The following is a 14,184-nucleotide window of genomic DNA, read 5'->3' on the forward strand; positions in this document are numbered from 1 at the left end:
TTTTTTACTATTCTAACCTTTGAATAATTGTTTCGCTCCTTTCTTCCCCAAAGTGCGATCGCACATTTCTATCTTCCCCAAAATCTGGTAATGGTGCATCAAAATCATTACTTGTCCATATTTCTCCCTGGTGTAGTCCGGCTATTCGAGGTACATTTTGTTGAGCAATAGGAACTAGACGAGCTAACGGGTTATTACCATCTGTCAGTAAAATCTCTATCCCTTCATCAACCAGGTGTAATAATTCTTGCACGCTCATTTGTGAACGACTAATATCTACTGTTTTTTGAACTGTGGTCATATTAAGTCACCATATTGTTACTATTATAGCCCTTTCTAAATAGTTTGGATTTCGCTCCATAAAATAAATCAAAGGCGCGGTGTCTAATCCCACAACTTTTCCGGTGTAACTGAGCTATCCATTCCATGAATTTCGTTCGTGATTCACATATTCTTGAGCATCAATCCCATGCCAAATTTCCTCACCCAATCCTTCTAATTCTAAAATACTACGCTTAGGTTTAGGCTGAAATTGGTGACGAACATATACTAATAATTCAGAGATGAGTCGCAGTTGCTCATCTGGTGTAAGTCTTAGAACCTGAGTCAATACCGCGCTATAAGTAGACATAGATTCTTGATTAAGATTTTTGGGTTGATTATTATTATAGCAATTTAGGATCGAGGGAAATGCGATCGCACTAATAACTAAGCAAAAGTATGTTAATATTTAGGGAGTATAAATCACAAGATTTAACTCCATTCAAACGTTAGGTAGTAATCAACCCAGAGGAAGGGTACGACATGTCATCTCCCAGCCTGCAGGCAAAACTTGATGCGATCTTCAGTGCCCATATGGACGCGGAACTGGTCGGCGACCTTGACCAGACGCTGGCTACGATGGCGCCGAATCCGCATCTAGTGAACGTGCCAACCATGGTTGGCGGCCAAGGTTCGCGAGGCGTCAGGGCGTTCTACGCGAAACGCTTGATCGGCCAGTTCTTTCCGCCTGACGTCATGTTTGAAACGGTGTCGCGCACATACAGCGAGGAACGGCTGATCGATGAGATCATCATCTCGTTCACGCACACAAGCAAGATTGACTGGATGCTGCCAGGAGTCGAGCCCACAGGGAAACGGGTTGAAGCGGTGTTCGTGGTGATCGTCGGGATCGAAGGTGACAAGGTCTCCTACGAGCACATCGTGTGGGATCAGGCGAGTGTGCTCGTGCAACTGGGCCTGCTCGATCCGAAAGGTCTTCCAGTCGTTGGCGCGGGTGCCGCCGCCAAGTTGAGAAATCCGGCGTTGCCGGACCCGTTCTTCAATGAGGGCTAGCTGGGGCTTAATGCCAACCAATGCAGACCTAACAACAGCATACAGCGGACGGCGTTCGCGCCGCCGATGATGCTGAGCGTTATAGTGTAAACCCTTCGTCCAAAATCATTGCCAATTGCTAATATATATGTTAGGACTCTAGCATTGCTTTTCTCTATCAACACTAACCAAAAGCGCGATCTGGTTATGCTATATTATTAAGTGCGTTTTGTATATACAATATCATGCAGTTTGAATGGGTTGACTGTTTCGTCGATAAAATAAATGCTTAACTTTATTAATAAAAATTGGTAAACGGTCTGAAAACTATTTAACCCTAAATAATTATCCATTAACCTCAATAGATTAAGATTTGTTGTAGAAAAACCGTAGCAATTCTAATATAATGTTATCATTCTATAACAAATGGGTTGCCACGATGCAATCCCCCTCCTAGAATCTAAAGATTGAAACAGAAAATTACAGATTTTTAAAGTATGAAGCTAGCAGCGCGAGTAGAAAAAGTTCCACCGTCTGTAACGCTGGCGATCTCAGCGAAGGCAAAAGCAATGAAAGCTGAGGGGATGGATGTCTTAAATTTTAGCGTAGGCGAACCGGACTTCGATACCCCTCCACATATTGTTGCTGCGGCTAAAAAAGCCTTGGATGAAGGCAAAACTCGCTATGGCCCAGCAGCAGGGGAACCCCTGTTACGATCATTAATTGCCCAAACCTTAAGTAAAGAAACAGGTTTAGACTATAAAAGTGACAATATTATTGTTACTAATGGGGGTAAACATTCCCTCTATAATTTGATGGTGGCGGTGATTGATCCAGGGGATGAAGTAATTATTCCGTCTCCCTATTGGTTGAGTTATCCTGAAATGGTAAAACTGGTGGAAGGGATTCCGGTTATTGTGCCAACGGGTGCAGAAACTGGTTATAAAATCACCCCGGATTTATTGCGCCAAACTATTACACCCAAGACTAAACTTTTTGTTTTGAATTCTCCTTCTAATCCGACGGGAATGGTGTATACCCCAGAGGAAGTTCGCGCCTTAGCTGAGGTTGTTGTAGAAGCGGGTATTTTAGTGGTTTCGGATGAAATTTATTCTAAAATTATTTATGATGATGCTCAACATTTAAGTATTGCTGCTGCCCATCCTGAAAGCTATAAATCTACTTTAATTAGTAGTGGTTTTGCCAAATCCTTTGCCATGACGGGCTGGCGTCTGGGTTATTTAGCCGGAGATGTGGATATTATTAAAGCCACAACTCGTATACAAGGTCATAGTACCTCTAATGTTTGTACTTTTGCTCAATATGGGGCGATCGCTGCTTTAGAAAACTCCCTCGATTGTGTGGAGGAAATGCGTCTAGCTTTTGCGAAACGACGAGAAGTAATGTTCAATTTATTAAATGCAATTTCAGGAATTAGTTGTCTAAAACCTGATGGTGCATTTTATATGTACATTAATATTGAAAAAACAGGTTTAAATTCCGTTGAATTCTGTAATTCCTTACTAGAAGAAAAACATTTAGCCTCCGTACCAGGCCATGCTTTTGGAAATGATGACCATATTCGTTTATCTTACGCAACGGATTTAATCACGATTGAAAAAGGAATCAAGCGATTAGAGGAATTTGTTCATTCTAAGATTAAGGTATAATCAATTAACGACTGGGTGGTAGAGATAGGGGCTGTTTAGGCAAGGATTTTCCTTGACTAGAATCTCCGTTTTTTTCAACAGTAGATCCTAATTGATTATCCTCATAAATTAGAGGATCAGAAGATAGAAATAACTCCCGAATCAGTCTGGCGGCGGCTCGTTGAGCTAATTCCCCCGCCACTTTTTGGCTCAGGTTTTGTACTTCTGGTTTAACCATTAAACCAGGAACTCGCTGGACTAATAGCATGGGATCAAAGCCTTTCGTATCTTGGAGAATACCCACAATTCTTTGAATTTGTTCTAAATTATTCTGATTGGGGGTGGTTTGAGGGGCTGTGGTGGGAGTTGGGGAGACTTTGACTCCCATCCATTCCGCTACTTTAGATTGGGCTGTGGTCAACGCATTACGAGAGGCTGTATCAATACCTTTAACCAACTCATTCCCTAACTGTTCTCGAATCAATTCTCCCCGCTCTGAAAATAAAAAGTCGAGGGTTTGATCCAGCATTTGGTTGATATCATAATCCTCGCTATTTTGGGCATTTTTGAGTAAATTTTCCAAACGATTCCATCGAAATGATCCATCTTTAAACAATAAATCTTTTAAGGAGGTTCTTAACTCAACGGAAGGATCGGTTAAAAGTCTTTTTGCTACATAAGGATAGGCTTTACTTAACACTTTAAAATTGGGATCAACATTAATGGCAATCCCCTCTAAGGTGACTAAAGATCGAATAATTAAGGCATAATAAGCCGGAACTTGGAAAGGGTACTCATACATTAACTCAGAGAGTTGATCCGTAATACTCTTAAAATTTAGTTCGGCAACACTCGCCCCCAAAGCATTACTAAACACTTCTGCTAAAGCCGGAATAATTGGGGTTAAATCGGTTTCAGGCTTTAAAAATTCTAACTTCACATAATCTTTCGCTAATCCTTCAAAATCCCGATTAACTAAATGCACAATAGCCTCTAATAACCCATATCTTTGATAGGGTTTGACCTCGCTCATCATGCCAAAATCGAGATAGACTAATTTTCCTTCAGGACTGGCTAATAAATTACCTGGATGGGGATCGGCATGGAAAAACCCATGTTCCAATAATTGCCTTAAAGAACATTGTACCCCCACTTCAATTAAGTAACGGGCATCAATTCCTCGGGCAGTAACTTCTTCTAAATTGGTTAATTTAGTTCCGTTAATCCACTCCATGGTTAAAACCCGTCGCCCGGTATAACCCCAATAAATTCTAGGCACATAAATATCGGGAATATTACCGTAAAGTTGTTTAAATCGTTCGGCATTTCTGCCTTCGTGGTTGTAGTCCATTTCTTCATAAATTCTTTCCCCAAATTCATCCATGATGGCGACTAAATCACTGCGGATAAATTTGAATCTTTTCTTTGCAAACTGGGCTAGGGTTCGTAAAATATAAATATCCAGGGCAATACTTTCGGATAAACCTGGACGTTGAACTTTGACTGCAACGGTTTCTCCGGTTTTTAATTTGCCTTTATAAACCTGTCCCAAGGAAGCCGCAGCTAGGGGATCGGCACTTAATTCTGCATAGATATTATCGGGGTGATCGCCTAATTCTTCTTCAATAAATTGATAGGCAACTTCATTGGAGAACGGGGGAAGTTGATCTTGTAATTTGGTTAGTTCGTCTAAATATAAAGTAGGCATAACGTCGGGCCGGGTGGAGAGGGCCTGTCCAACTTTAATAAAGGCTGGGCCGAATTCGGTTAATATAGTTCGCAGTTGAATTGCCCGTTTTCTCTCGGTTTTAACTTTTTTTCCCCGTTTGCCATCAAACCATAATCCTAGGGCGAAGGAACCGAATTTCCAAATAATTCTAAATAGGCGTCCCCAGACTTGGAACAATCGAGAACGGTAATAGTCGGCAATGGCAACGGGATCGTAGCGCAGAGTAGGTTGATCCGATTCCTTGTGGATGGTTCCCTCTGGCCGGGGATGATGTTCGTCCATGGACTTGGAGGAAACATCAATGGTGGCAGGGGAAAATGATCCGTTCGGTTCGAGTTGGGTAATAGTCATGGGGTGAATTTAAGTCAAGCCGGGGCTGAGTTTTGAATTTATATGAACTATTGTAACAACATTCCTATCAGTGTAGAGAGACGCGCCATGGCACGTCTCTACTTCAATCCAGATTTTCTGTTTCTCGGTTGGGTGCAAGTCGGTTGCACATATTCAATAAATGGAGACGGGTACTCACGGGAAGACGGGGTAGGGGGACTTCCAGATTTGGCCAGGTGGGTAAATCAAAACAGGGACAACAATTGGGGGGCATTCCGGCAACTTTCACTGGAACCAGGAGGGAACACCGCCCACAGGATTCGATTTCCCATTGGGAGGAAAGTAGGTTTTCAATGGTTTGCTCGGTTCCATCTAAATAGCATTCTCCAGACTCGGGGGATAGAATTTCGTTCCAGCATTCCTCAAACTGTTGGCTATACCTTTCTCCTTGAACCACCGGTTGCGGTAGGCGGGAGTCTGCGCCGTTGCGAATGAATACTTTTTTGCCTAACTGCAACCAGTGGGCCAAATATTGTTTAACTTGATTTTGGGAAGCCATGATTTTAATTTTTTGAGGTTTTATAGCAGGGAACACCGGAACAGCCCCCCCAAACCCCCCGTGCACGGGGGGCTAGGGGGGAGGGAACACCGGGGGAAAATACTTCACCGTCTGGGTTCTAAGATCCGTTTCTGTCCTAATGTCCTAACTGCCTTGGCGGTTGCTATAACAGCTAAATTTAAAGATGATGGGGCAGAACTTTAACTTCAAATCAAAGGCAATTAACTATTTTTATATTTTTTGAGTTAAATTATATCGGTTAAATTCACATTAGAACCAAAACTAAATCCATACTAATCCTATAATTTTATTGATAATAAAATCGATATATTACAATTTTTCTAGGAAGTTAGCCTCGATTGGAATTGATGAGATAGCTTTATTAAAAGCAGATGAACTTGTATTAACCAACCCCATTCTATCATTTAATCATGAATATGGATAAAAATATTTATTAATCTTGGCAAAAATTAATAAATATATTTTTGTTTTTTAAATCTTCATTTATTTTAGCAATAATTATATTAAATAATTATGTGTTTTTCTTTTAATAATCAATGATTAATTTTTAATTAAATTCCCTATAAATTTATTCTGTGCAGGGCTTCTGAAACCGAAATCTTAAAAGTTGTTAATAGATTGGATATTTAGCTCATTTCTCCGATAAACTCAATAAGCAGATCAGTCCAGAAGTCACAAACTATTATGTCTAGTACAACCTCGCAACCTTCAAATTCCGATCTAACAACTCCGATAACCCGCCATCAAATTGTCATTGTTGGGGGAGGAGCCGGAGGAATTACCGTCGCCGCCCAACTAATGCGGAAAAATTCCAGCCTTGATATTGCCATTATTGAACCCTCGGATAAACATTACTATCAACCCGCTTGGACGTTGGTGGGTGGGGGAGCCTATAATATTGAAGATACAATTAAGGATGAAAAAGACTGTATTCCGGCGGGTGTCAAGTGGATTAAAGCTTATGCGGATAAATTTGAACCTGAAAATAATTTAGTGATTACAAAAGATGGTCAACGAATTAATTATCAATACTTAGTAGTTTGTCCGGGGATTCAAATTGATTGGCATTTAGTTGAGGGATTAAAAGATGCTATTGGTAAAAATGGAGTCACCAGTAATTATTCCCTAGAATATGCCCCCTATACTTGGGAATTGTTGAAGAATTTTAAAGGGGGAAATGCGATTTTTACCTTTCCATCCACACCGATTAAATGTGGAGGAGCACCCCAAAAAATTATGTACTTAGCCGATGATACTTTCCGCAATAATGGGGTGCGGGAAAAAAGTCGGGTGATGTATTGTACGGCGGTGGCTAAAATGTTCCCAATTCCGGGCTATTGTGAAGCCTTGGAAAAAGTGGTGGAACGTCGAAATATTGAGGTAAATTATAAACATAATCTCAAAGCAATTAAACCGGAAACAAAGGAAGCAATTTTTACGGTGACAACGGATAACGGTGTGGAAGAAGTCAGGATTAAGTATGATTTTATTCATGTCACACCGCCCATGAGTTCCCCTGATTTTATTAAGAATAGTCCCTTAGCGGTGCAACCGGGGGGATGGGTAGATGTGAATAAAAATACGTTACAACATAATGTTTATCCGAATGTTTTTGCATTAGGAGATGCGTCTTCTTTACCTATTTCTAAAACGGCGGCGGCTATTCGGAAACAAGCGCCTGCTTTAGTGGAAAATCTTTATGGGTTAATTCATGCTCAAAAACTAACGGGAAGTTATGATGGTTATACCTGTTGTCCGTTAATTACGGGTTACGGAAAAACGATTATGGCGGAGTTTACTTATGAGAATAAACCCGACTCTAGTTTTCCTTTTGATCCTACCGAAGAACGTTATATTATGTGGTTAGCCAAGCTTTATGTTTTACCTTGGTTATATTGGAATCGGATGTTAAAAGGTGCGCCCTTTGAAGCGGAACGTTTGAAGAAGTTAACCGGAAAATAATTTAGAAACCGGGTTTTTTGCTATTGCAATTTTGTCTAACTTTTCCCACGCTATACTAATTTTGTTGGCGTGGGATTATTGTTTAAATGGGACTTCAACTCAATAATGTGATTCCTTGGGGACGCAGTTTAAGCGAATATATCAGGATGTTTGATTTAACACCCGATGATTTGCAACAATCAATTTTAGATTGTGCGGGAGGCCCTGCTAGTTTTAATATTGAAATGATACAACGGGGCTATCAAATTATTTCCTGTGACCCGATTTATCAATTTTCGGCTGATGATATTTACCAACGGATTCAAAATACCTATACAACCGTTATTGATGGGGTAAAGGCCAGTTCTCAGGATTATGTTTGGGATAGTATTACCTCTCCTGAAACGTTGGGGGAAATGAGAATGGCGGCGATGGAACAATTTTTAGCAGATTTTACAATAGGAAAACAACAGGGACGTTATCTCACCGCAGAATTACCGCAACTTCCCTTTAAGTCGAGTCAATTTAATTTAGCATTATGTAGTCATTTTCTCTTTACTTATTCCGACCATTTTTCAGAAGAATTTCACCTAGAAGCAATTTTAGATTTATATCGAATAGCTCAACAAGTTAGAATTTTTCCCCTATTAAAAGTATCAGGAGAAACCTCTCCCTTCCTACAACCAATTATTCAGGAATTAGAAACTAGAGGCTATATGACTATGATTAAAACCGTTAATTATGAATTTCAAAAAAACGGCAATCAGATGTTACAAATTCAGAAATAATCATAGATTATTGAGAAATTTCTCTTAGGCAATCGATAACACCATTGGCAAGATGATTCATTGTTTCTTGGCTAATTGAAGGCTGGGAGACTATAAAGTTAAAAATCATTTGATCTTGAAAAGTCGTAACTGCAACTGTGAAAATCTTTCCAAAGATCACATTCGATGGTACGAAACTAATTTCTTCTATTTCTAAATCTCCATAAATATTAGGAATATCAACTCTGCCCATATTGGTTACGGAAACTGTCATAGGTGATTCATCTGGCTGATTTAGATAATACTCAACAGTCTTTCTAAAAACCTTCAAAGGTTTAAAAATATCTTGATTTTTAATCTTTGATTCAACTTGATGCGTAACATCTCTGGCTAAATCCCAAAATGAAGTTTGACTTTTAATGGTGTGGAGTGAGGTGATCCAGGAAGCGATACAACTCATATTTTTAGGGCCAATAACGGGTTTAATTCTTCTGCGTAAATCCACAAAAGAACGGCAGGATAGATTAATATTTCTTAATTCCCCTTTTCTGATTTTATCCCCTACTGTCATCAGCATAGCTGCACATAAAGCTCCTTGTATCGTTGTATTTTCTTGGTGACAAATTTTAATCAGCTTTTGGGTTAAATCCTTCTCTAAATACCTTGAAGTCATACCACAATTTCTAAGCTGAATAGGAACGGTTTTTTCTGACTCTAATCGTTCGGGTTTATGCCAAAACATTTGCCATTTTGTCTTCAATAAAAATTTTTTACCTTGGATAACTCCTTTGTTTCCTAGCATCCAACTGGGTAAAACTTCATCTATGGGCGGAAGTACATTAATAGTCTCAAAATCCATAGGACTACCCGATATCAGGGATTGGTAAAATTTCAAGATTTGCGATTGTAGGTTAATAGAAGATGTTGCATCAGTTATAGCATGATGTACTGTTGTAATTAAATAACTTTTATTACTTTCAATAGCATGGTTAATTAAAACACACCTTAACAAGCATTTACTACTATCAATACTCTGATTTAATTCTTCTCTTACAACATCTTGCCAACCCTCTGAATGGTTCTGGATGACTACACGCAGAGGAATTTTATCTACCCCTTCACTCGTAAAATTAAAGTTATCCCCTGAACTAACAATTTTAGAATTCAATCTAGGGTTAACACATTGAATCAGATTTAGCCCTTCTCTTAAAATATCTGGATTAATTTCACCCAAAATCTTACTTATTGTCACCACATTAAATGTTCCTTTCTGGTGATTCAATATTTCCATTGCTTGTTCACTATCTACAAGGGTTCTGTTGTAATCCATGGCTTTTTTGATGGTATAATTTATTGGCTGATTCACTAAATAAGTTATAATATTTTACCATAGGAGTTTGGATACCAAACCCCTATTTTTTGTCTAATTGACACGATTAAAACTCAATGGTTTGTGGGGCTCTGGGGAAGGGAATTACATCCCGAATATTCCCCATCCCCGTCATAAATTGTACCACCCGATCAAATCCTAATCCAAATCCGGCGTGGGGGACGGTTCCATATTTCCGTAATTCCAAATACCACCATAATTCCTCTGGATTTATTCCCAAGGTTTTCATCCGATTTTCTAACATTTCTAACCGTTCTTCCCGTTGGGAACCTCCGACAATTTCCCCAATTTTAGGAGCTAAAACATCCATCGCCCTAACGGTTTTTCCATCCTCATTTAAGCGCATATAAAAGGCTTTAATTTCTTTAGGATAGTCCGTAACCATTGTCGGTTTTTTAAAGTATTCTTCAGCTAAATAACGTTCATGCTCCGATTGTAAATCTAAACCCCAACTAACGGGATATTCAAACTGTTTATCCGCTTTTTCTAAAATTGCGATCGCTTCAGTATAAGTAATCCTTCCAAACTCATTATTAATAATATTATGAGCCGTTTCTAATACCGATTTATCAATCCTTTCATTAAAAAATTCCATGTCTTCAGGACAGGTTTCTAATACCGATTTAAAGATATATTTTAAGAAATCTTCGGCTAAATCCATATCTCCTTCTAAATCACAAAAAGCCATTTCTGGTTCAATCATCCAAAATTCCGCTAAATGGCGAGAAGTATTAGAATTTTCCGCCCGAAATGTCGGCCCAAAAGTATAAACATTCCCAAACGCCATCGCCATAATTTCTGCTTCTAATTGCCCACTTACGGTTAAATAAGCAGGTTTTCCAAAGAAGTCTTGATCGTAATCAACCTGTTGAGATTCAGTTAGGGGAATATCCTTTAATTTAAAGTTAGTTACACTAAACATTTCCCCCGCTCCTTCACAATCACTACCAGTAATAATAGGAGTATGAACCCATAAAAAACCCCGTTCTTGGAAGAATTGATGTACCGCCGAAGCACAGGTATTTCTAACTCGAAAAACTGCCCCCAAGGTATTAGTCCGGGCGCGTAAATGCCCAATTTCGCGGAGAAATTCAAAGGAATGACGTTTTTTTTGTAAAGGATATGTTTCAGCGTCTGCTTCCCCATAAACCGTAACTTGAGATGCTTTTAATTCTATCCGTTGTCCCTTGGCGGGAGATTCGACTAATACCCCGGAAATTTCCACCGATGCACCTGTATTTAGTTGTTTTAAAATATTCCCATAGTCAGCTAAATCGGGATTTAATACTACTTGCAAATTAGCCAAAGCTGAACCATCATTGACTTCTACAAAGGTAAATTCTTTCAATTCCCGTTTGGTTCTGACCCAACCCTGAACCGTTACGGTTTCGTTAAGTTTACCCGTTCTCAAAAGTTGAATAATTCTGCTCACTGTCATGGTTTTATCCTTTTGGCTACTATTATATAGCAATCCTAAATAGGTTGTAACATTTTAATACTGACATGAAACAGCCAGAAGTATTATCCCAGATCCGGCGTTCCCTCCCCCCCTAGCCCCCCGTGCACGGCAGGTTTGGGGGGGCTGTTCCCTTTTGATCAGGGATTTTAAACACAACTCAAATAGGATTGCTATATAGTAATCCTAAATAGGTTGTAACATTTTAATACTGACATCAAACAGCCAGAAGTATTATCCCAGATCCCTCCCCCCCCTAGCCCCCCGTGCACGGGGGGTTTGGGGGGGGGCTGTTCCCTTTTGCCCAGGACTTTTGAACACAACTCAAATAGGATTGCTATATTATTCCTAGATTAGCGAAAAATGGAGCGAGCGCCACTAAAATAACATTAATTAACTAAATCCATGTTCAGCTAAAAACTCTGGGGTAATTTCTGTTAAGGTGGAAATTGCTGGGATATTATCATAACTTTCAACATAATTCAAGTTTCCTTTGAGATAACTTTGGAGAAATTTCCCGACATATTTTCCTAAAATATCTGCTTCAATATTAACCCAACTTCCCGGTTGTAAATAGCGTAAATTGGTTTCTTGATAACTATGGGGAATAACCGCCACTTGAAACCAATTACCGTCAAGATCACAATCAGAAATTGTTAAACTAATTCCATTGACTGCAATACTTCCTTTTGGCACAATATAAGGAGCAATTTGACGCCGCCAAATATTGGCGTCACTAACAGGAGCGCCAAACCGCATTTCCCAAGAAGTTGCTGTCGAAGTAACGGACTGGAGACACCCGACTCCATCAATATGACCCGTAACAAAATGTCCCCCTAACTTACTTCCGGCTCTTAGGGACGTTTCTAAGTTAAAATAACCTTCTAAACTCTGTCCCAGTTTTGTCCGGTTTAAGGTTTCAGGAGACGCCGTGGCGATAAACCCTTTATCCCGAATTTCTACCACCGTCAGACAAACTCCATCCACTGCTACACTATCACCGATGGCTAAATCCTTTAAAATTAAGTCCACATCCCCCAAGACGCAACTAATTTGGAATTGATCTTGTCCTAGAGGTTGAAGGGTTGCCAGCGCTTGAATAAGTCCTGTAAACATAGAGCAGTTAGTTGTTAAAGGTTGAGGTGTTCAGGGTTGAGGTGTTCACGGTTAACGGTTAATACCTCAACAGCTAAAATCCAATGTCGATTCCGACAAAAATCAAGGCATACTGGAATAGAGTTGGTATAAGTATCTATGGCTTAACCACTGAGCTTGTCGGGAATATTTGATAGAGAGGCTAATAAACGTAATGATTGAAATGAAAGTCGCTGGAATTGCACTCGACGCGGCTACACGCAGCCCGATTATTCTACTGCGAGATGCGGTCGAGAGACGTGCTTTACCGATTTATGTTGGCCAGGATCAAGCCAAATCGATCCTCGGTGCTTTAGAAAATCATAAACCACCCCGACCCCTGACCCATGATCTATTTGTTAATCTTCTCGAAACTTGGGATATGACCCTGGAAAAGATTATCATTCATTCCTTGCAAGATAGCACGTTTTATGCTGTGTTAATTGTCCGTCAAGGAGAAATTAGGAAGGAAATTGATGCTCGTCCTAGTGATGCAATTGCTATTGCTTTACGCACCGATAGCTCAATTTGGGTTATGGAAGAAGTCATTGCAGATGCTTCTATTCCTGTGGATAGGGATGCGGATGAAGCAGAAAGACGAGCGTTTCGAGACTTTATCTCTAACTTGAGTCCTTCGGATTTAATCAAACGTTCAGAACTGAATAAAACCGATGAAACACAATAGGAGAGTCGGGGGAGCAGTCCGTCCTCACTTGCTAATAAGAAAGAACAGTTAATCATCAATATATCAATAATGCGTTATAGACGGTTTGGCAAAACGAACCTAGATTTTTCTGTATTTTCTTTGGGTACAATGCGTTATTTGGCATCTTCAGAAAATGCCTATTTAACAATCAAAAAAGCGATTTCTCTGGGGATAAATCATATTGAAACCGCACAGGGTTATGGTGAAAGTGAATCTTTTTTAGGGGCGGCAATATTAGGGGGTTTGTCAATAGAGCGATCGCAATTTTATATTACGACTAAAATCACCCCCGATTCTAACCCAGATGTGTTAGAAAAAAAAATTGATCAATCCCTAAAACGCCTAAATTTAGATTATCTCGACTGTCTAGCAATTCATGGAATTAACACCAGAGAACACCTAGAACAAACCCTTCAAGGACTATCAGGAGTTGAAAAAGCGATCGCCGATGGTCGAGTACATCATTTAGGGTTTTCAACTCATGCTCCCCTAGAGGTAATTTTATCAGCAATTCAAACAGATTTATTTCAATTTGTCAATCTGCATTATTACTATTTTTTTCAAAAAAATGCGATCGCCATTGAGTTAGCTGCTCAAAAAGATATGGGAATTTTTATTATTTCTCCGGCGGATAAAGGTGGACAACTTTATTCTCCTCCAGAAACCTTAAAAAACCTCTGTGATCCGATTTCTCCCCTAATATTAAATTACCGATTCTTATTAAATGATTCCCGAATTACAACTTTAAGTGTAGGGGCGACGACCCCCGAAGAATTAGAATTAGATCACCCTTTAAAAGTAGCCGACCAAGAAATTGAATTAACCCCAGAAGAAATCGCTATTTTTCAACAATTAGAAACCCAAAAAATAGAACGTTTAGGAATAACAAAATGTAGTCAATGTGATCAATGTTTACCCTGTCCAGAACAGATTAATATTCCCGAAGTCTTACGATTAAGAAATTTAGCTCTGGCTTACGATATGATCGAATTTGGAAAATATCGTTATCAAATGTTTGAAAATGCCGGTCATTGGTTTCCAGGTAATAAAGCAAATCGTTGTAACGACTGTGGCGACTGTTTACCCCGTTGTCCTGAACAATTAGACATTCCTACCTTATTAAAACAGACCCACGAACTTCTCAAAGGTACAGAAAGAAAACGACTTTGGGAATAGAAATTATCTGCC

At 39.5% G+C, this 14,184-nt stretch carries 13 protein-coding genes; 6 read left to right on the forward strand and 7 right to left on the reverse strand.

All coding sequences use genetic code 11. The features are described 5' to 3' along the window. Positions 1-7 precede the first annotated feature (7 nt). Entirely contained in the window at positions 8-301 is a 294-nt protein-coding gene (locus NMG86_RS03390) for a type II toxin-antitoxin system Phd/YefM family antitoxin (protein WP_071782622.1), read from the reverse strand. Between the two features lie 114 nt (positions 302-415). Beyond that, positions 416-631, reverse strand: coding sequence for a hypothetical protein (locus NMG86_RS03395; RefSeq protein WP_026788663.1), 216 nt, complete (start codon positions 629-631; stop codon positions 416-418). Positions 632-804: 173 nt separating this feature from the next. On the opposite strand from NMG86_RS03395, the gene NMG86_RS03400 reads away from it, so the two are divergent. Both NMG86_RS03400 and NMG86_RS03405 read left to right on the forward strand, forming a co-directional pair. Continuing rightward, positions 805-1,335, forward strand: coding sequence for a nuclear transport factor 2 family protein (locus NMG86_RS03400; RefSeq protein ID WP_026788664.1), 531 nt, complete (start codon positions 805-807; stop codon positions 1,333-1,335). Positions 1,336-1,811: 476 nt separating this feature from the next. After that, on the forward strand, positions 1,812-2,984 hold the full coding sequence (locus tag NMG86_RS03405) for a pyridoxal phosphate-dependent aminotransferase (protein WP_026788665.1): 1,173 nt from the start codon (positions 1,812-1,814) through the stop codon (positions 2,982-2,984). Positions 2,985-2,988: 4 nt separating this feature from the next. Here NMG86_RS03405 and NMG86_RS03410 read toward each other — a convergent pair whose 3' ends face one another. Together NMG86_RS03410 and NMG86_RS03415 are read right to left on the reverse strand one after the other, a co-directional pair. Further along, entirely contained in the window at positions 2,989-5,043 is a 2,055-nt protein-coding gene (locus NMG86_RS03410; RefSeq protein WP_026788666.1) for an ABC1 kinase family protein, read from the reverse strand. 103 nt (positions 5,044-5,146) lie between these two features. Beyond that, positions 5,147-5,581 (reverse strand): hypothetical protein, encoded by a 435-nt coding sequence (locus tag NMG86_RS03415; protein ID WP_026797008.1) that lies wholly within the window; start codon positions 5,579-5,581, stop codon positions 5,147-5,149. Positions 5,582-6,286: 705 nt separating this feature from the next. Between NMG86_RS03415 and NMG86_RS03420 the strand changes: the two genes are divergently transcribed. Next, positions 6,287-7,564, forward strand: a complete 1,278-nt coding sequence (locus NMG86_RS03420) for an NAD(P)/FAD-dependent oxidoreductase (RefSeq protein ID WP_043938862.1) — start codon at positions 6,287-6,289, stop codon at positions 7,562-7,564. A gap of 86 nt (positions 7,565-7,650) precedes the next feature. Continuing rightward, a complete protein-coding gene (locus NMG86_RS03425) occupies positions 7,651-8,331 on the forward strand; it encodes a hypothetical protein (RefSeq protein WP_026797010.1) in 681 nt (226 codons plus the stop codon). Between the two features lie 7 nt (positions 8,332-8,338). On the opposite strand, the gene NMG86_RS03430 is transcribed toward NMG86_RS03425, so the two are convergent. The 3 genes from NMG86_RS03430 to ribE all read right to left on the reverse strand — a co-directional run bounded on the left by NMG86_RS03430 (position 8,339) and on the right by ribE (position 12,272). Further along, complete coding sequence (locus tag NMG86_RS03430; RefSeq protein ID WP_026797011.1) at positions 8,339-9,640, reverse strand: phthiocerol/phthiodiolone dimycocerosyl transferase family protein; 1,302 nt, start codon at positions 9,638-9,640, stop codon at positions 8,339-8,341. A 106-nt stretch (positions 9,641-9,746) separates the two neighbouring features. Then, positions 9,747-11,138 carry an asparagine--tRNA ligase gene (gene asnS / locus NMG86_RS03435; RefSeq protein WP_026797012.1) on the reverse strand — a complete coding sequence of 464 codons (1,392 nt, stop codon included), beginning with the start codon at positions 11,136-11,138 and terminating at the stop codon, positions 9,747-9,749. Between the two features lie 411 nt (positions 11,139-11,549). After that, the gene (gene ribE, locus NMG86_RS03440; RefSeq protein WP_026788670.1) at positions 11,550-12,272 is read right to left on the reverse strand and encodes a riboflavin synthase; all 723 of its coding nucleotides are present in this window, start codon (positions 12,270-12,272) and stop codon (positions 11,550-11,552) included. Between the two features lie 193 nt (positions 12,273-12,465). Between ribE and NMG86_RS03445 the strand changes: the two genes are divergently transcribed. Further along, on the forward strand, positions 12,466-12,975 hold the full coding sequence (locus NMG86_RS03445) for a bifunctional nuclease family protein (protein WP_026788671.1): 510 nt from the start codon (positions 12,466-12,468) through the stop codon (positions 12,973-12,975). A gap of 69 nt (positions 12,976-13,044) precedes the next feature. Beyond that, positions 13,045-14,172: an aldo/keto reductase gene (locus tag NMG86_RS03450; RefSeq protein ID WP_026797013.1), complete on the forward strand. Its 1,128-nt coding sequence runs from the start codon at positions 13,045-13,047 to the stop codon at positions 14,170-14,172. The last annotated feature ends 12 nt before the right edge of the window (positions 14,173-14,184 follow it).

It is taken from the genome of Planktothrix rubescens CCAP 1459/22, from assembly GCA_904830895.1.
Taxonomy (GTDB): Bacteria; Cyanobacteriota; Cyanobacteriia; order Cyanobacteriales; family Microcoleaceae; genus Planktothrix; species Planktothrix agardhii.

Coding starts and splice junctions, on each gene's coding strand:
- NMG86_RS03390 (WP_071782622.1), bottom strand. CDS start 301: ATGACCACAGTTCAAAAAACAGTAGATATTAGTCGTTCACAAATGAGC.
- NMG86_RS03395 (WP_026788663.1), bottom strand. CDS start 631: ATGTCTACTTATAGCGCGGTATTGACTCAGGTTCTAAGACTTACACCA.
- NMG86_RS03400 (WP_026788664.1), top strand. CDS start 805: ATGTCATCTCCCAGCCTGCAGGCAAAACTTGATGCGATCTTCAGTGCC.
- NMG86_RS03405 (WP_026788665.1), top strand. CDS start 1,812: ATGAAGCTAGCAGCGCGAGTAGAAAAAGTTCCACCGTCTGTAACGCTG.
- NMG86_RS03410 (WP_026788666.1), bottom strand. CDS start 5,043: ATGACTATTACCCAACTCGAACCGAACGGATCATTTTCCCCTGCCACC.
- NMG86_RS03415 (WP_026797008.1), bottom strand. CDS start 5,581: ATGGCTTCCCAAAATCAAGTTAAACAATATTTGGCCCACTGGTTGCAG.
- NMG86_RS03420 (WP_043938862.1), top strand. CDS start 6,287: ATGTCTAGTACAACCTCGCAACCTTCAAATTCCGATCTAACAACTCCG.
- NMG86_RS03425 (WP_026797010.1), top strand. CDS start 7,651: ATGGGACTTCAACTCAATAATGTGATTCCTTGGGGACGCAGTTTAAGC.
- NMG86_RS03430 (WP_026797011.1), bottom strand. CDS start 9,640: ATGGATTACAACAGAACCCTTGTAGATAGTGAACAAGCAATGGAAATA.
- asnS (WP_026797012.1), bottom strand. CDS start 11,138: ATGACAGTGAGCAGAATTATTCAACTTTTGAGAACGGGTAAACTTAAC.
- ribE (WP_026788670.1), bottom strand. CDS start 12,272: ATGTTTACAGGACTTATTCAAGCGCTGGCAACCCTTCAACCTCTAGGA.
- NMG86_RS03445 (WP_026788671.1), top strand. CDS start 12,466: ATGATTGAAATGAAAGTCGCTGGAATTGCACTCGACGCGGCTACACGC.
- NMG86_RS03450 (WP_026797013.1), top strand. CDS start 13,045: ATGCGTTATAGACGGTTTGGCAAAACGAACCTAGATTTTTCTGTATTT.